The 17439-nt window shown below is 69.9% G+C and carries 13 protein-coding genes; 7 read left to right on the forward strand and 6 right to left on the reverse strand.

Annotated elements, in window-relative coordinates; translation table 11 throughout:
- Nucleotides 1-20 precede the first annotated feature (20 nt).
- The 4 genes from EDF63_RS04905 to EDF63_RS04920 form a co-directional block, all read right to left on the reverse strand.
- Nucleotides 21-512 carry a SprT-like domain-containing protein gene (locus tag EDF63_RS04905; RefSeq protein WP_123311682.1) on the reverse strand — a complete coding sequence of 164 codons (492 nt, stop codon included), beginning with the start codon at nt 510-512 and terminating at the stop codon, nt 21-23.
- On the reverse strand, nt 509-1339 hold the full coding sequence (locus EDF63_RS04910; RefSeq protein ID WP_111083497.1) for a hypothetical protein: 831 nt from the start codon (nt 1337-1339) through the stop codon (nt 509-511). Before EDF63_RS04910 ends, EDF63_RS04905 begins: the two co-directional genes overlap by 4 nt.
- Before the next feature lie 125 nt (nt 1340-1464).
- The gene (locus tag EDF63_RS04915; RefSeq protein WP_123311684.1) at nt 1465-2109 is read right to left on the reverse strand and encodes a DUF4064 domain-containing protein; all 645 of its coding nucleotides are present in this window, start codon (nt 2107-2109) and stop codon (nt 1465-1467) included.
- A 116-nt stretch (nt 2110-2225) separates the two neighbouring features.
- Nucleotides 2226-3068, reverse strand: coding sequence for a spermidine synthase (locus EDF63_RS04920; protein WP_123311686.1), 843 nt, complete (start codon nt 3066-3068; stop codon nt 2226-2228).
- Nucleotides 3069-3211: 143 nt separating this feature from the next.
- On the opposite strand from EDF63_RS04920, the gene EDF63_RS04925 reads away from it, so the two are divergent.
- The 6 genes from EDF63_RS04925 to rpoC all read left to right on the forward strand — a co-directional run bounded on the left by EDF63_RS04925 (nt 3212) and on the right by rpoC (nt 14415).
- Nucleotides 3212-3781: a hypothetical protein gene (locus tag EDF63_RS04925; protein WP_123311689.1), complete on the forward strand. Its 570-nt coding sequence runs from the start codon at nt 3212-3214 to the stop codon at nt 3779-3781.
- Nucleotides 3778-5019 (forward strand): sensor histidine kinase, encoded by a 1242-nt coding sequence (locus EDF63_RS04930; protein ID WP_123311691.1) that lies wholly within the window; start codon nt 3778-3780, stop codon nt 5017-5019. Before EDF63_RS04925 ends, EDF63_RS04930 begins: the two co-directional genes overlap by 4 nt.
- The gene (locus tag EDF63_RS04935; RefSeq protein ID WP_123311693.1) at nt 5016-5666 is read left to right on the forward strand and encodes a response regulator transcription factor; all 651 of its coding nucleotides are present in this window, start codon (nt 5016-5018) and stop codon (nt 5664-5666) included. Before EDF63_RS04930 ends, EDF63_RS04935 begins: the two co-directional genes overlap by 4 nt.
- Before the next feature lie 315 nt (nt 5667-5981).
- Nucleotides 5982-6593 (forward strand): hypothetical protein, encoded by a 612-nt coding sequence (locus EDF63_RS04940; RefSeq protein WP_123311695.1) that lies wholly within the window; start codon nt 5982-5984, stop codon nt 6591-6593.
- Between the two features lie 407 nt (nt 6594-7000).
- Entirely contained in the window at nt 7001-10489 is a 3489-nt protein-coding gene (gene rpoB / locus EDF63_RS04945) for a DNA-directed RNA polymerase subunit beta (protein WP_111083490.1), read from the forward strand.
- A 44-nt stretch (nt 10490-10533) separates the two neighbouring features.
- On the forward strand, nt 10534-14415 hold the full coding sequence (rpoC, locus tag EDF63_RS04950; RefSeq protein WP_123311697.1) for a DNA-directed RNA polymerase subunit beta': 3882 nt from the start codon (nt 10534-10536) through the stop codon (nt 14413-14415).
- A gap of 80 nt (nt 14416-14495) precedes the next feature.
- On the opposite strand, the gene EDF63_RS04955 is transcribed toward rpoC, so the two are convergent.
- On the reverse strand, nt 14496-15653 hold the full coding sequence (locus EDF63_RS04955; RefSeq protein ID WP_148061727.1) for an Ig-like domain-containing protein: 1158 nt from the start codon (nt 15651-15653) through the stop codon (nt 14496-14498).
- Between the two features lie 177 nt (nt 15654-15830).
- Complete coding sequence (locus tag EDF63_RS18390; protein WP_111083488.1) at nt 15831-16226, reverse strand: VOC family protein; 396 nt, start codon at nt 16224-16226, stop codon at nt 15831-15833.
- Nucleotides 16227-16311: 85 nt separating this feature from the next.
- Between EDF63_RS18390 and EDF63_RS04965 the strand changes: the two genes are divergently transcribed.
- Nucleotides 16312-17340 (forward strand): GNAT family N-acetyltransferase, encoded by a 1029-nt coding sequence (locus tag EDF63_RS04965; RefSeq protein WP_185021290.1) that lies wholly within the window; start codon nt 16312-16314, stop codon nt 17338-17340.
- The last annotated feature ends 99 nt before the right edge of the window (nt 17341-17439 follow it).

Below are 17439 nucleotides of genomic sequence, written 5' to 3' on the forward strand. Positions count from 1 at the left end.
GCCTCCGCGCGCCGACGGACTCATGCGGTAGTCGAGGCCACCGTCGAGGGGTCGTCCGCCGCGCTCCGACGTCGCCAGACGATGGCGTTGCGGGCATCGAACCGGCGGGAGCACCGGGCGCAAGCGAGCGGACGGGTGGGCGTCCGGTAGCGGAAGTGCTCGTGTCCGGCGGGGCAGGTCCCGATCCACGGTGCGAGCTCGCTGGCGATCGGGCCGTCGTGCAGCCGCGAACCCGTGTACCCGATGGCGGCCGCGGTCCGCTTCCACTTCGGACCGTGGCCGGCGCGGGCCCCGGCGAGGGCGTGGGCGACCTCGTGCAGCAGGACCTGTTCGACGTCGTCGTCCGAGAACCGTGCGGCGAGGTGCCGGCTGACCGTGATGCGCTTGCGGGCGAAGTCGCACTGCCCGGCGCGGGTCTTCGCGTGGTCGAAGCCGAAGGCCCACGAACCGGCGCCGAGGTGCTCGGTGATGAGGGCCTCGGCGCGGGAGCGGACCGTCTCGAGTGCGGTCACTGGTCGGCGCGGGGGTCGGCCTGGCCCTTCTTGGCTGCCCGGGCGGCGATCCGGCCCCAGATGTCGTCGGCCTCGGTGCGGGCGGCGTCCGGCGCACCGAGCACCCGGCGGCGGATCGGCGGCACCTGCTTGACCGGTTCGGCGACGCGCATGGTCGGTTCGTCGTCCTCGGCGCGGCGGGCGGCGACCTCACGAGCCGTCCGCGGCTTGTCGGCCGGTTCCGCGGGGTGTGTGATCGACGCGCGCATCGCGGCCTCGACCGCGGTGCGCAGGGCGTCGGTCCGCTCGGACGGCGCACCCGCCTGTCGGAACGCCTGGTAGGCGCGGGACAGCGCGGCGCGGGCCTCCTCGAAGCGGTCGTTCTCGAACAGCGACCAGCCCTCGATCTCGGCGGCGGCGCCCTCGAGCTCCGGCCACTCCTCGGTCGCGGCGGTGTCACGGGCCAGGGCGGCCTCGGTCGCCGCGCGCTCGTGCCGACCGAGGTCGTGCAGGATGTGCGCGCGACGGATCCGGGCGGCGACCTTGTCCTGGCGCTCCCCGGTGAACATCGCCAGGCGGAAGACCTCTTCCGCGACGACGAGCGACTCGTCGAGACGGCCGAGCAGACGGAGGAGCTCGGCGCGTTCCGCGAGGGCTTCGGTACTGCGGCTCTGACCGAGGTCGCGCAGACGCTGGTGCACGGCGTCGACGTCGACCGCCGGTCGCAGGCTGATGGGCGCGAAGGTGCTGCCCGGGCTGACCCCGGCCGTCACGGGAGCCGCGTGGCGCGGTTCACGGGACGGGTCGGACGGGTCGGGCTGCTGGCGGTCGTCGGGCGGGAGGGACATCGGTTCGAGGGTAGCCGCGCTCTGCCGGGAGCGGCCGGTGCGACGCGCTCAGGCTTCGCGCTGTGGACGCAGAACGGCCCGCCGTGCCGGAGCACGACGGGCCGTCGGAGCGGCTGGTCAGCGGATCAGGACATCCCGCTCGCGGCGACCGCCGCGAAGCCGATGGCGATGCCGAAGGCGATCACCGCGACGACAGCGAGGATGATCGCGACGACGCCCCAGGCACGCCCGCGCTTGGTCACGGCCGCGATGATGCCCTGCACGATCGCCCACAGGCCGAGGGCGGTGCCGAGGTAGAACATGAGCGACCCGGTGACGGCGGCGGACGACGTCATGAGTTCGGTGATCTGCGAGTCGCTCGGCGTCGCCCCGCTGTTCTCCATCGAGTCGCGGAAGGCCTCGGAGCCGCCGAAGGCCTGCCCGAACAGGTACCCGCCGATGACGCCGACGACGAGCGCCGCGAGACCGACGACGAACGCCACGACGCCCAGGGTCTTCTTCTTGGCCTTCGGCTCCTCGTAGCTCTGCCACGCCGGTGAACCGGAGCTCGCGGGCGCCGCGGCGTACGGCTGCTGCCCGTACTGCTGCTGCCCGTACTGGTCCTGCTGCTCGCCGTACCGGGGAGCGGGCTGTCCGTACTGCGGCGTCGAGTCGCTCCGCTCGCCGTACCGCGGTGCCTCGGCGGCGGGCTGCTGCTGCGGGGCTCCGCCCCAGCTCGGCGCCTGGCCGTCGCCCGTCCGGTCCTGGTTGCTCCGGTCGTCGTTCGTCATCAGGGGATCCCATCGCTCGGTCGCGCACCTGCGCGGTCGTTCAGACCATCCTGACAGCCGCACCCGCCGAGTGCCCGGGAACGGCCTCGCGCGCCGCCCCCGTCGTCGGCGTGGGATCAGCCGCCGAACACGCTCCGGTTCGGCTCCGGCGACGCCACGGCCGTCGCGTCGGTGACGATCGGGGCCCCGGCGATGAACGCCCGCAACTCCGCACCGTGGACGACCTTCGCCGGCATCGGGTCCGAGGAGTACCGCCGCGGCATCTCGGCGATCGGCAGGTCGGTCGGCGAGCCGAGCAGCACGATGTTCCCGAACCGACGGCCCTTGAGCATCCCGGTGTCCGCCACCGCCGCGACCGACGGCAGCACGGCCTGCAGCGTCGACGCCTGCCCACGCGCGAACGCGAGCCCCGCGCCGTCGGCCACGTTCACGGCGACGATGCCGGTCGGCGACAGGAACGCGGCGACCTCGCGGTAGAACTCGATGCTCGTCACGTGCGCCGGGATCTGCGACCCGCCGAAGACGTCGACCACCGCGAGGTCCACGGTGCCGCGCAGCCCGGTGGGGAGCTTGCCGAGGACCTCGCGCGCGTCGCCGTACCGCACCCGGATCGACGCGCCGCGTGGGAACGGCAGGACCTCACGGACGTGGTCCACCAGGTCGCGCTCGAGTTCGATGACCTGCTGGCGCGAGCCCGGCCGGGTCACGGCGACGTACCGGGGGAGCGTCAGGGCACCGGCGCCGAGGTGCAGCGCGGTGACCGGGCCGGAGGGCAGCAGGTCGATCGCGTGCCCGATCCGCCGGATGTACTCGAACGCCAGGTGGGTCGGGTCCTCGAGGTCGACGTGCGACTGCGGTGTGCCGTCGACGACGAGCGTGAAGGACCCGGGACGGTGCCGGTCCGGCTCGACCACCGAGTACCCCGCACCGATCCGGAACCCGTCGAACGCATCAGCCATGCCGTCAATCGAACACCACCGGACCGGCTCCACGATCACCACCCGTGCCCCCACCCCTGGTTGGTGTGCCCGTGGACGCCCCGGAACGAGGCTGGGGTCACCGGTCGGGAACGCCCGCCGGACCACCACGAAAGGCACCCACCATGTCGGTCCAGCTCCTCGCGAACGTCCTGCTCGGCGTCGCACTCGTCGGCTTCCTCGGGTACCGCCAGGCGACCTGGCAGTACCTCGACCCGGCGCGCATCTGGCGCACGCCGATGATCATGGCGATCGTCGGCGTGGTCGTCCTGGCGCAGACGTCGGCGACGGTCACCACGACCGACGTGGTGTTCCTCGGGATCGAGGCCCTGATCACCATCGGGGTCGGCCTGACGATGGGCACCATCACCCGGTTCCGTACCGTCGCCACCCCGGACCGCAAGGGTCGGACGATCCAGTCCCGCACGGGCTGGCTCGGGGCGTCGCTCTGGATCGTGCTCATCGTCGTCCGCATCGGCCTCGACGTCCTCGGGGGCCACCTCGGTGCGCACCTGCTGACCTCGACCGGCACGATCCTCCTCGTCCTCGCGCTGAACCGTGCTGCCCGCGCCCTGGTGATCGACCAGCGCATCCCGCGCGGAGACCGCGGAGACCGCGGAGACCGCGGAGACCGCGGAGACCGCGGAGACCAGACCCACGGCGGCCGCACCACCCGCGGCATGATGGTGCGGTGACCCTGCTGAGCGGACAGGACCCGACCGACCTCCCCGGGGGTCGGTCCCGTTCCGCCACGGCCTGGGGGCTCAACGCCCTCGGTGTCGCCGTCGTCGCGTTCTGGTTCGTGAAGAACGGCCTCGAGCAGCAGCTCCCCGCGTGGGTGTGGGTGGTCGGTGCGGTGGCGCTCGCCGCGTGGGCCCTCCGCGAGTCCGGTCGGACGCAGCGGGTCCTCCTCGTCGCCGGCGTCGTGATGATCGTCGCCGGATCCCTGACGGTCGTGGCGACCGACTCGCTCATGATCGTCCCCGTGATCGTCGGGATCGTCCTGCTCGGCGCGAACCTCCGGGTGCCGGTCTGGGCGGCAGCGGTGGCAGCGGTGGGGGCGGTCGTGGTCATCGCGGTGTGCGCCACGGTCGAGCACGCCTCGGTCCAGTTCGTCCTCGGCACGAGCGGCGGGCTGTTGCTCGGCGTCCTCATCGGTTTCAGCCGCCGGCAGTTCCGGATCGCGGCCGACCGTGCGCAGCAGGCCGAGCGCGAGCAGCAGCGGGCGCAGCTCCTCGCCGACCGGTCCCGGGCCTCGCGGGACATCCACGACGTCCTCGCGCACTCGTTGGGTGGCCTCGTGCTGCAGCTCGACGCGGTCGAGGCCCTGCTCGAGGCCGGCCGGGTCGACGACGCGACGAAGCGTGCGGGCGAGGCCAGGACCCTGGCGGCGGACGGCCTGGCCGAGGCCCGTCGCGCCGTGCACGCACTGCGCGACGACGCGAGGCCCGAACCGGCCACGGCCCCGGACCCGGCCGTGCGGACGAGCCCGGCCGACGTGCCGGACGCGAACCGGGCCTCCCGGACGTCCGACGACCACGTGCCGGACCGCGCCGACCTGACCGCCCTCGTCGACGCCCACCGCTCCTTCGGTGGCGCGATCGCGGTGCAGGGCGACGCGACCCTGGCCGCACTCGACGAGGCGCACCGCGCCGCCGTGGTCCAGGTCGTCCGCGAAGCCCTCAGCAACGCGCGCCGGCACGCGTCCGGCCGCCCCGTGTCGCTGTCCGTCATCCGCGACGGCGACGCCGTCGACGTCGTCGTGGCCAACCCGCTCACCGGCGGCGGCCAGGGCCTGCTCGGGATGCACGAGCGCTTCGCTGAGCTCGGCAGCAGCGCCACGGTCGAGGCGGAGCGGTCCGACGACGAGTTCGTCGTCGCGATGCACCTGCCGGTCGACGCCGTGGCCGCCACCGAGGGAGAGGCCTCGTGACCATCCGTGTCCTCGTCGTCGACGACCAGGCGATCGTCCGCGACGGCCTGGTGACGGTGCTGTCGCTGGTGCCGGACCTGCAGGTGACCGGTGCGGCCGCCGACGGGGCCGAGGCGATCGCGGCGGTGGACCGCGACGTCCCCGACGTCGTGTTGATGGACCTGCGCATGCCCGGCACGGACGGGCCGACGGCGACCGCGCGCATCGTCGCCGACCACCCGCAGGTGGCGGTGCTCGTGCTGACGACCTACGCGGACGACGAGTCCATCGTGACCGCGCTCCGCGCGGGTGCCCGCGGGTACCTGACGAAGGACGCCGGGCGGACCGAGATCGCGACGGCGATCCGGGCCGTCGCTTCGGGGCAGTCGACGTTCGACGCGACGGTGGGCGCGCGGCTGGTGGCGCAGCTCGCGGGTGGCGGGGCGACGGCGTCCGCGCGCGCTGTGCCGGCGCTGCGCGAGCGGTTCCCGGACCTCACCCCGCGCGAGGCCGACGTGCTCGAGCACATCGCGGCGGGCCGGACGAACCCGCAGATCGCGGCGGAGTTGTTCCTGACGGTGCCGACGGTGAAGTCGTACGTGAACCAGGTGTTCGCGAAGCTCGGGGTCGCCACCCGCGCCGAGGCGGTCGCGCGCGTCCTGCGCTGACGCTCGGTGTCCGGTACCGGCGGGTACATGAATGCGTACACATGGACGGCCAGCGGACGCCAAGACTCGTTCCGTACCGTTCATGCGGTCGTCACGCGGAACCGCGTCGATGCGTGCAGTGCCCCACACCGCGCGCGTCCGCCCTTCCGACGTGACCACGACGTGCCGTCGAGCGCCCCCACCGCTCGGCCGTGCGCGTCGCGGGCGTGCTCCGCGCGCCCCTTCCGGTCACCCGCGCGCGCTGGCCGTGATCACATCGCACCCGTCATGTAAAATACGGGATGCAACACTCCGCCGAGCCGCAGGAAACCCGACATGACCGCCGACACGATGAGCGTGCCCACCACGCGCCTGGGCGCACCGACGACCCGCGCCACTCCGCGCACGACCGCGAGCCGACCGACGCGGGTGATCCGCGCCTCCCGTCCGGCCCATGCCGACCACGAGACGGCGCCCACCTGGATGCGCGTGGTCGGGGCGGTCCTGCTCCTCGGTGGGCTCGGCCTGACCGCGGCGGTGACCGCCTGGCCGGGCGACGCACCGGAGGCCGCGCTCATCGTGCCGGCGCTGGTCGCGGTCGTGGCGGGTGTGCTGCTGCTGCTCGCACGAGCCGGGTTCGCCGTCACCGACACGCACGTCACGCTGCACTTCCGGCCGCTGCCCCCGCGGCGCATCGCGCGGCGGCGCATCGCCGACGTCCGACTCGTCGAGGCGGACGCCCGCACCTACGGCGGAGTCGGCCTGCGGATCGGCCGCGGCGTGCGCGCCCTGATCCTCACCCCCGGACTCGGGATCGAGCTCACCGACGACCGTGGTCGCGTCACCTTCGTGCGCACCCGCCGACCCGAGGACGCATTCCGTGCGCTGGCGGGACGGCAGGGCCGGTCGGGAGGCACGGGGCACGTCGAGCGCGAACGCCTCGGCTGAGCGGGCGGTCGCGTCCACTGCACGGGCCGGGTGCGCGGGCGGGGAATTCCGCGGGCACCGGGCGGCTTATACACGCCACTGCCGAATCCGGTCAAGCCAGGACTGGACAGCACGTCTCGGCGCGAACTATGATGACAGTTCGCGCTCCCTGGCATCCGTGTCGTCATATTGCGGTCGACGCAGAGTTCTGAGCCTCCAGGCTCAACTCGCCCTGGTGCAGCCGGACCCGTATATGGCGGCGGGTCCCGCTCACGGAGATCATCCCACACGTGCACCGACGTTCCGCGTCAGGCACGCGTCGGCGTGGTCACAGGGCATGAACTCGCGGGGATCGCCGAGCGATCAATCTACTCACCTACATGCTGCTCGTCAGTATCGGCCCGACGGGGCCTACGGAGGTCACACCCTTGGCTGCTGCGCCCAACGCATCCACCAACCCCAAGAACGGTCGCAACCACTCGCGACTCTCGTTCGCCAAGATCACGGACACCCTCACGGTTCCTGATCTGCTCGCACTCCAGACGGAGAGCTTCGACTGGCTCGTCGGCAACGACGTCTGGAAGGCCCGTCTCGCAGAGGGACAGGAGCAGGGTCGCACCGACCTCGCCCTGCACTCCGGGTTGGAGGAGATCTTCGAGGAGATCTCCCCGATCGAGGACCTCGGCGAGACCATGCAGCTCTCGTTCACGGCTCCCGAGCTCGAGGACCCCAAGTACTCGATCGACGACTGCAAGGAGCGCGGCAAGACCTACGCCGCTCCGCTGTACGTCAACGCCGAGTTCATGAACCACATGACGGGTGAGATCAAGACGCAGACGGTCTTCATGGGCGACTTCCCGCTCATGACCGAACGCGGCACGTTCATCATCAACGGCACCGAGCGCGTCGTCGTGTCGCAGCTCGTCCGTTCGCCCGGCGTGTACTTCGAGCGCCAGCAGGAGAAGACGTCCGACAAGGACATCTACTCCGCTCGCGTCATCCCCTCGCGTGGTGCCTGGCTCGAGTTCGAGATCGACAAGCGCGACCAGGTGGGCGTGCGCATCGACCGCAAGCGCAAGCAGTCCGTCACGGTCTTCCTCAAGGCGCTGGGTCTGACCAGCGAGGAGATCATGGAGGAGTTCCAGGGCTTCGCCTCGATCGAGTCGACCCTCGAGAAGGACGCCATCCTCACGAAGGAAGAGGCGCTCAAGGACATCTACCGCAAGCTGCGCCCGGGCGAGCAGGTCGCCGCCGAGGCCGCGCGTGCGCTGCTCGACAACTTCTACTTCAACTCGAAGCGCTACGACCTGGCGAAGGTGGGCCGCTACAAGGTCAACCGCAAGCTCGGGATCGACGCCCCGCTGTCCGACTCGGTGCTGACCGTCAAGGACATCGTCGCGACGATCAAGTACCTCGTGTCCCTGCACGCCGAGAAGACCACGCTGAACGGCGTGCGCGACGGCGAGCCGGTGCAGCTGCGCCTCGACGTGGACGACATCGACCACTTCGGCAACCGTCGCATCCGCGCCGTCGGCGAGCTCATCCAGAACCAGGTCCGCACGGGTCTGTCCCGCATGGAGCGCGTCGTCCGCGAGCGCATGACCACGCAGGACATCGAGGCGATCACGCCCCAGACGCTCATCAACGTGCGTCCGGTCGTCGCCGCGATCAAGGAGTTCTTCGGAACGTCCCAGCTGTCGCAGTTCATGGACCAGAACAACCCGCTCGCGGGCCTGACGCACAAGCGTCGTCTCTCGGCCCTCGGCCCGGGTGGTCTGTCCCGTGAGCGTGCCGGCGTCGAGGTCCGCGACGTCCACCCGTCGCACTACGGCCGCATGTGCCCGATCGAGACCCCGGAAGGCCCGAACATCGGCCTGATCGGCTCGCTCGCGTCGTTCGGTCGGATCAACTCGTTCGGCTTCATCGAGACCCCGTACCGTCGCGTCGTCAACGGCGAGGTCACGAAGACCATCGACTACCTCACCGCCTCGGAAGAGGACGAGTTCGTCGTCGCGCAGGCCAACGCCCCGCTGACCGACTCGTTCCACTTCGCCGACGACAAGGTCCTCGTCCGCAAGAAGGGCGGCGAGGTCGAACTCGTCGCCAAGGGCGAGGTCGACTACATGGACGTCTCGCCGCGCCAGATGGTGTCGGTCGCGACGTCGCTCATCCCGTTCCTCGAGCACGACGACGCGAACCGCGCCCTCATGGGTGCGAACATGCAGCGTCAGGCGGTCCCGCTGCTCCGTTCCGAGTCGCCGCTCGTCGGCACCGGCATGGAGGGCTACACCGCGATCGACGCCGGTGACGTCGTCACCGCCGACAAGGCCGGTGTCGTCTCCGAGGTCTCGGCCGACGCCGTGACCCTGCAGCTCGACGAGGGTGGCACGCAGACCTTCTACCTGCGCAAGTTCGACCGCTCCAACCAGGGCACGAGCTACAACCACCGCGTGGTCGTCTCGGCCGGCGAGCGTGTCGAGCAGGGCGAGGTAATCGCCGACGGTCCCGCGACGGAGAACGGCGAGCTCGCGCTCGGCAAGAACCTCCTCGTCGCGTTCATGCCGTGGGAGGGCTACAACTACGAGGACGCGATGATCCTGTCGCAGAACCTCATCAAGGACGACACGCTCTCCTCGATCCACATCGAGGAGTACGAGGTCGACGCCCGCGACACCAAGCTCGGCAAGGAGGAGATCACCCGTGACCTCCCCAACGTCAGCCCGGACCTGCTGGCCGACCTCGACGAGCGCGGCATCATCCGCATCGGTGCCGAGGTCCGCCCCGGTGACATCCTCGTCGGCAAGGTCACGCCGAAGGGCGAGACCGAGCTCTCCGCTGAAGAGCGCCTCCTCCGCGCCATCTTCAACGAGAAGTCGCGCGAAGTCCGCGACACCTCGCTGAAGGTGCCCCACGGTGAAGAGGGCACGATCATCGGCGTCAAGGTGTTCGACTCGCAGGACGGCGACGACGAACTGGGCTCTGGTGTCAACCAGCGCGTGGTCGTCTACATCGCCCAGAAGCGCAAGATCACCGCGGGTGACAAGCTCGCCGGTCGTCACGGCAACAAGGGCGTCATCTCGACCATCCTCCCGGTCGAGGACATGCCGTTCCTCGCCGACGGCACCCCGGTCGACATCGTCCTGAACCCGCTCGGCGTCCCCGGCCGCATGAACTTCGGCCAGGTCCTCGAGATCCACCTCGGTTGGCTCGCCAAGCAGGGCTGGAACGTCGAGGGCATCCAGGAGTGGGCGTCGGCGCTCCCCGAGGCAGCGCACAGCGCCGCTCCGGGCACGAAGGTCGCCACCCCGGTGTTCGACGGTGCGTACGAGCGTGAGATCGAGGGCCTCCTCGACTCGACCCTCCCGAACCGCGACGGCGAGCGCCTGATCGGCTCGTCCGGCAAGGCGCAGCTCTTCGACGGTCGCTCCGGCGAGCCGTTCCCGGAGCCCGTCTCGGTCGGCTACATGTACATCCTCAAGCTGCACCACCTGGTCGACGACAAGATCCACGCCCGTTCGACCGGGCCGTACTCGATGATCACGCAGCAGCCGCTGGGTGGTAAGGCGCAGTTCGGTGGACAGCGATTCGGCGAGATGGAGGTGTGGGCGCTCGAGGCGTACGGCGCCGCCTACGCCCTCCAGGAGCTCCTGACGATCAAGTCCGACGACATCCTCGGCCGCGTGAAGGTCTACGAGGCGATCGTCAAGGGTGAGAACATCCAGGAGCCCGGCATCCCCGAGTCCTTCAAGGTCCTCATGAAGGAGATGCAGTCGCTCTGCCTGAACGTCGAGGTCCTCTCGGCCGACGGCCAGGCGGTCAGCCTGCGCGACAACGATGACGAGGTCTTCCGCGCTGCGGAGGAACTGGGCATCAACATCTCCTCGCGGTTCGAGTCGTCGTCCGTCGACGACATCTGATCCCGCCCGTACACGAAGCCTGAATCAAGCAAGAGAGAAGAACATTGCTCGAAGCAACTTCCTTTGACGCCATTCGGATCGGCCTCGCGACCGCCGAGGACATCCGTCAGTGGTCGTACGGCGAGGTCAAGAAGCCGGAGACCATCAACTACCGCACCCTGAAGCCCGAGAAGGACGGTCTGTTCGGCGAGCAGATCTTCGGTCCTTCCCGCGACTGGGAGTGCGCCTGCGGCAAGTACAAGCGTGTCCGGTTCAAGGGCATCGTCTGCGAGCGCTGCGGCGTCGAGGTCACCAAGTCCTCGGTCCGTCGTGAGCGCATGGGCCACATCGAGCTCGCTGCCCCCGTCACGCACATCTGGTACTTCAAGGGCGTCCCGTCGCGCCTCGGGTACCTCCTCGACATGGCGCCGAAGGACCTCGAGAAGGTCATCTACTTCGCGGCGTACATGATCATCGACATCGATGAAGAGGGCCGTCACGCGGACATGCCGGGTCTCGAGAACGAGATGCGTCTCGAGATCAAGACCCTCGAGGGCCAGCGCGACTCGATCATCGCCGACCGCCTCAAGAAGCTCGAGGACGACCTCGCAGCCCTTGAGGAAGAGGGTGCGAAGGCCGACGTCAAGCGCCGCACCAAGGACACCGCCGAGAAGGAGATGTCCCAGGTCCGCAAGTCGTTCGACGAGGACATCACCCGTCTCGAGCGTGTGTGGGAGGACTTCCGCAACCTCAAGGTGGGCGACCTCAAGCCCGAGGACGCCGTCTTCCACGAGCTCCAGGACCGGTTCGGGATCTACTTCGACGCCTACATGGGCGCCGAGGCGATCAAGCTCCGGCTCGAGGCGTTCGACCTGGCCGCCGAGGCCGAGGCGCTGCGCCTGCAGATCGCCGAGGGCAAGGGCCAGAAGAAGATCCGCGCGATCAAGCGTCTGCGCGTCGTCAGCTCCTTCCTCGCCACCGGCAACTCGCCGGCAGCGATGGTGCTCGGCGTCGTGCCGGTCATCCCGCCGGAGCTGCGCCCGATGGTGCAGCTCGACGGTGGCCGTTTCGCCACGTCGGACCTCAACGACCTCTACCGTCGTGTGATCAACCGCAACAACCGTCTCCGCCGCCTGCTCGACCTCGGTGCCCCCGAGATCATCGTGAACAACGAGAAGCGCATGCTCCAGGAAGCGGTCGACGCGCTGTTCGACAACGGTCGTCGTGGACGTCCGGTCACGGGTACCGGCAACCGCGCCCTGAAGTCCCTGAGCGACATGCTCAAGGGCAAGCAGGGTCGTTTCCGCCAGAACCTGCTCGGCAAGCGCGTCGACTACTCGGGCCGTTCGGTCATCATCGTCGGCCCGCAGCTGAAGCTGCACCAGTGCGGTCTGCCCAAGCAGATGGCGCTTGAGCTCTTCAAGCCGTTCGTGATCAAGCGCCTGATCGACCTGTCGCACGCGCAGAACATCAAGTCGGCCAAGCGCATGGTCGAGCGTTCGCGTCCGCAGGTGTGGGACGTGCTCGAGGAGATCATCCGCGAGCGCCCCGTGCTGCTGAACCGTGCACCGACGCTGCACCGTCTGGGCATCCAGGCGTTCGAGCCGCAGCTCGTCGAGGGCAAGGCCATCCAGCTCCACCCGCTCGTGTGTGCCGCGTTCAACGCGGACTTCGACGGTGACCAGATGGCCGTGCACCTGCCGCTGTCGGTCGAGGCCCAGGCCGAGGCCCGCATCCTGATGCTCGCCTCGAACAACATCCTGAAGCCGTCCGACGGCCGTCCGGTGACCCTGCCCGCACAGGACATGATCATCGGTCTGCACCACCTGACGACCGTCCGCGAGGGCGCCGTCGGCGAAGGCCGTGCGTTCTCCTCGGTCGCCGAGGCGATCCTGGCCAACGACCAGCACACGCTGCACCTCAACGCGATGGCGAAGATCCGCATGTCGGGTGTCCACTTCGCCGAGGGTGAAGCACCCGAGGGCTACGAGCAGGGCGACACCGTGCTGCTCGAGACGACCCTGGGCCGTGCGCTCTTCAACGAGACCCTCCCGGCGAACTACCCGTTCGTCCAGAAGGTCACCGACAAGGGTGTGCTCTCCGCGATCGTCAACGACCTCGCCGAGCGCTACTCCAAGACCGAGACGGCCGCTGCGCTGGACCGGATCAAGGACGCCGGCTTCTACTGGGGCACCCGCTCCGGTGTGACCGTCGCCCTGTCGGACGTCGTGACGCCTCCTCGCAAGAAGGAGATCATCGCGGGCTACGAGGTCCAGGCCGCCAAGGTGCAGGGCGAGTTCGACAAGGGTCTGATCACCGACTCCGAGCGTCGCGCCGACCTGATCAAGATCTGGACCGAGGCCACCAACGAGATCGCTCAGGAGATGCGGGACAACTTCCCCGTCGACAACACGATCAACCGCATGGTGTCGTCGGGTGCTCGTGGTAACTGGCTGCAGGTCCGCAACATCGCGGGTATGCGTGGTCTGGTGAACAACCCGAAGGGCGAGATCATCGCCCGCCCGATCATCAACTCGTACCGCGAGGGCCTGACCGTGGCGGAGTACTTCATCGCCACGCACGGTGCTCGTAAGGGTCTTGCCGACACCGCGCTCCGTACCGCGGACTCCGGGTACCTCACCCGTCGTCTCGTGGACGTCTCGCAGGACGTCATCATCCGCGAGGACGACTGCGGCACGACCCGTGGCCTCGAGCTGCCGATCGCGACCGTGGACGCCGACGGCAAGCTGGTCCGCGACCCGCGCGTCGAGAACACCGTCTACTCGCGCACCCTGGCCACCGAGGCCGTGGACGCGAAGGGCACGGTCGTCGCCGAGGCCGGCGAGGACGTCGGTGACGTCCTCATCGACAAGCTGCTCGCTGCCGGTGTCGAGAGCATCAAGGTGCGCTCGGTCCTGACCTGCGAGTCGGCCGTCGGTGTCTGCGCGAAGTGCTACGGCCGTTCGCTCGCCACGGGCAACCTGGTCGACATCGGTGAGGCGGTCGGCATCATCGCCGCCCAGTCCATCGGTGAGCCCGGTACCCAGCTGACGATGCGTACGTTCCACACGGGTGGTTCGGCCTCGGCCGACGACATCACCCAGGGTCTGCCGCGTGTCACGGAGCTCTTCGAGGCCCGTACCCCGAAGGGCGCGTCCCCGATCGCCGAGGCCCCCGGCCGCGTCGTCGTCGAGGACACGGACAAGGGTCGTCGGATCATCCTCACGCCGGACAACGGCGACGAGCCGTTCATCTACCCGGTGCTCAAGCGTGCGACGCTCCTCATCGAGGACAACCAGCACGTCGAGCTCGGCGAGCAGTTCATCGCCGGCACCGTCGACCCGAAGGAAGTCCTCCGGGTCAAGGGTGTCCGAGAGGTCCAGAAGCACCTGGTCAACGGTGTGCAGGACGTCTACGGCTCGCAGGGTGTGCCGATCCACGACAAGCACATCGAGGTCATCGTCCGTCAGATGCTCCGCAAGGTCACCGTCGTCGACCACGGCGACACCGACCTGCTGCCGGGTGAGCTCGTCGACCGGTCGCGCTACAACGCGCTGAACCGTGCGGCGCTGCAGGAGGGTCGCAAGACCGCCTCGGCTCGCCAGGAGGTCATGGGCATCACGAAGGCGTCCCTCGCGACCGAGTCGTGGCTGTCCGCCGCTTCCTTCCAGGAGACCACCCGCGTGCTCACGCAGGCGGCCATGGAGGGCAAGCAGGACCACCTCGTCGGCCTCAAGGAGAACGTCATCATCGGTAAGCTCATCCCCGCCGGGACGGGCCTCAGCCGGTACCGCGACGTGGATGTGAACGCGACCGAAGAGGCGAAGGCGGAGCGGTACCCCAACCGCATCTTCGCTGACGACTCGTCGTTCTCGGACGCCGACCTGAGCTTCGTCGACTTCGACAGCTTCTCGTCGGACGACTTCACGCCGGGTACGTACAACTGAACCCAGTGACGTCGAAGGGCCCCGCATCCTCCTGGATGCGGGGCCCTTCCGCGTACGGACGACCTGCGGTGCGTCGGCGATCAGCGGTACGTGACCGTCGCTGAGCCGAGCGGCCCGTCGTCGCCCGTGGCGTGCACCGTGACGGTCCCGCCAGCCAAGGTGCGCGGGTCGAGCGTGACCGTCCACGCGCCGCTCCCCGGCACGCGGGGCTCGACCTCGTTGCCGTCGGCATCCCGCGCGGGGGCACCGTCGGCGTCGGTGAAGGACAACCGGGCGTTCGGCTCCGCCGTCCCGGACAGCACGAGCTTGCCCGGGGTGAAGCGCTGGACCGAGGCGGTCACGGGGAACGGGATCATCGCTCCGGTCGTCGCGGAACCGATGAGCACACCGGCTTCGTGGACCTCCGCGGTGATGCCCATGAACCGCGTGCCGGGGGCGGGGTACGCGAGGTCGGCACTCCAGGTCCCGTCGGAGTTCACGATCCAGTCCGTCCCGTCGACGAGCGACCAGGGAGCCCCGGATTCGTCGACGAACCGCATGTCGGTCGCCGACGGACCCCGGCCCTCGACGTGGACGGTCCGTGCGACCGGGTCGACCCGGACGTCGTCCACGATCGGGTCTCCAGCCTGGTCGGCGGTGTTGTTCATCCGGAGCTGTTCGGCGCCGTCGAAGCGTTCGACCGTGGTGAGCGTGTGCCGGCCGAACCCGATGCCGGTGATGCGGTGGGCAACGGCGCCGTCGCGATCGACCTTCGTCGACCCGGACGGGACGCCGTCCACGCTGAACTCGAGCCGCGCGCCGGGCTCGAAGCCGGAAGCAGCGATGACCTTCAGCGAACGGTTCCAGCCCTCGCGCACGATCACCATCCCGGCCCAGGTCACCGGCTTCGTGGTCGCGTGGAGGGTGCGGGCCGGTGACCCGAGGGAGTCCGAGACCGTGAAGGTGTGGTCGCCGAAGTCCTCGACGTGCGTCGCTGCGCGCCAGGAGCCGTCGGTCCGCACACGTGCGTCGACGGGGGCGCCGTCCGAAGGGCGCACGGTGACGAGGTCCCCTGGATCGCCGGTCCCGGTGACCGTCACCGTCCCGGCGTTGTGGGCGATCGACGCCACCCGCGCGGTGAAGGCAACGGCTGCACGGGCTGGCGTGGCCGCGCCGACGACGGCGAGCATGACGACGAGCGCTCCGGAGAAGGCGAGCCAGCGAGCGCGGGGAGTATCTGAAATGTGGAACAGTTGCATGCCGCACATGCTGCACCAGCTGGATGCGCCCTGTCCAGACCCCGGAACGAACTGTTCACACGCGTGCTGCATGGCAGAACGCCCCGGACAGGGGCACGGCGGTGGTCGTGATGACGAGGCGGACGGGAGGCCCGGTGCCAGGCCGCCACGGGCCTCCCGGCCGGCACGCGGTGTCGTCTAGAGCGCGCGGTCCGCGCCGTTGTCGCGCCCGGATCCGCGACCGGTCTCGTCGACCAGTGAGAACAAGCTGAGGACGTTGCCGTCGGGGTCGCGGACGTCGAACCAGTTCACGGCGCCGTCGACGCACTCGACGGGGCCGATGTCGATGCCGAGGGCACCGATACGGGCGTGCTGTGCGCCGACGTCGTCGACGCCGAACCGGACGCTCACGGGGTTCTCCTCGGCGGAGTCGTCCTCGTAGAGCTGGATCCAGATCCCGCCGACCTCGTACTCGGCGACACCGTCCTCCGGTTCGAGGTCCGGTTCGGTGCGCTCGAAGACGGCGCCGTACCAGAGGCAGGACGCCTCGATGTCGGTGACGGGCAGCCCGACGGTCACACTCGTGATGTCCATGTCTCATGATGGTCCCGGTCGGGCCTGCTCGTCGAGGGTCTTCCCGCGGTCTCTCGCTGCGCGGCGGAACTGGCAGGGTGGAGTGATGGCGACCCTGCGCGAACGGATCACGGCCCCGGCACACCTCTCGTTCCCCACGGCGGTCGGCGGGCTGACGTTCCGTGCCGGAGCGCTCGACGATGTCGGGGCGATGCACGCCGTCGCGATCGCGTCGGCCGCGGTCGACGACCCGCACGCTCGGCCCTCCACAGCCGACCTCGAACGGTCGTTGTCCACCGAGGGGTTGGACGTCGCCCGGGACACCGTGGTGGGCGTCGATGCTGGAGGGCATGTGCAGGCCTACGGCATCGTCATCGACGTCCCCTCCCGGGTCACCGCCGCGCGCGCGGTGCTCGACGGGGCGGTCCACCCCGACCTGCGCGGGCAGGGGATCGGACGACGGGTGCTCGCGTGGCAGGTCGGCCGTGCCCGGCAGCGCCTGGCGACGCTCGACGTCGACCTGCCGGCCACGCTCGACGTCGGTGGGCTGCAGGGGTCCTCGGCGCTCCGGCTGGCGGCACACCTCGGCTTCGCGCCGGTGCGCACCTGGCTCGACATGCAGGTCGTGTTCGACGACCGGGGGCGGGCCTCCGAGGCGGTCCCCGCGCTGCCGGACGGACTCGTCCTGCGGCCCGTCACGGTGGACGACATCGAACCGCTCCGGACGGCCAAGAACGACGCCTTCCGCGACCACTGGGGTTCCCAGCCGATGGTCGCTTCGGACTGGCGGGGGTTCCTCACCTCGGACAAGAGCCGGCTGGACCTGTCGCGGGTCGTCGTGGGCGCTGACGGCACCGTCCTGGCGTTCACGATCGTCGAGGTCGAGCCCGACGGGTTCGCCGCGCGGGGCCGCTCGTACGGGTACGTGCACTGGGTCGGCGTCGTCCGTGCCGCTCGGGGGACGGGGCTCGCGCCGATCGTCCTCGACGCGACCCTGCAGGCGATCCGCGCCGACGGCCTGTCCGCGGCGGTGCTGCACGTCGACGCCGAGAACCCGAGCGGAGCCGGTCGCATCTACGAACGTCTCGGCTTCGTCGCCGGCGAGGTCCACGTCACCGCGTCGACGTCGCTCTGACCGCAGTGGCGGGGCTCCTGGACCCCAGTTCTGGGTGCATCCAGACCCCCTCCGCCCCCTCCTTCTGGGACTGCGGCCGACGACTGTCGCAGAAGTAGC

Origin of the sequence: Curtobacterium sp. JUb34, assembly GCF_003755065.1 — a bacterium.
GTDB lineage: Bacteria > Actinomycetota > Actinomycetes > Actinomycetales > Microbacteriaceae > Curtobacterium.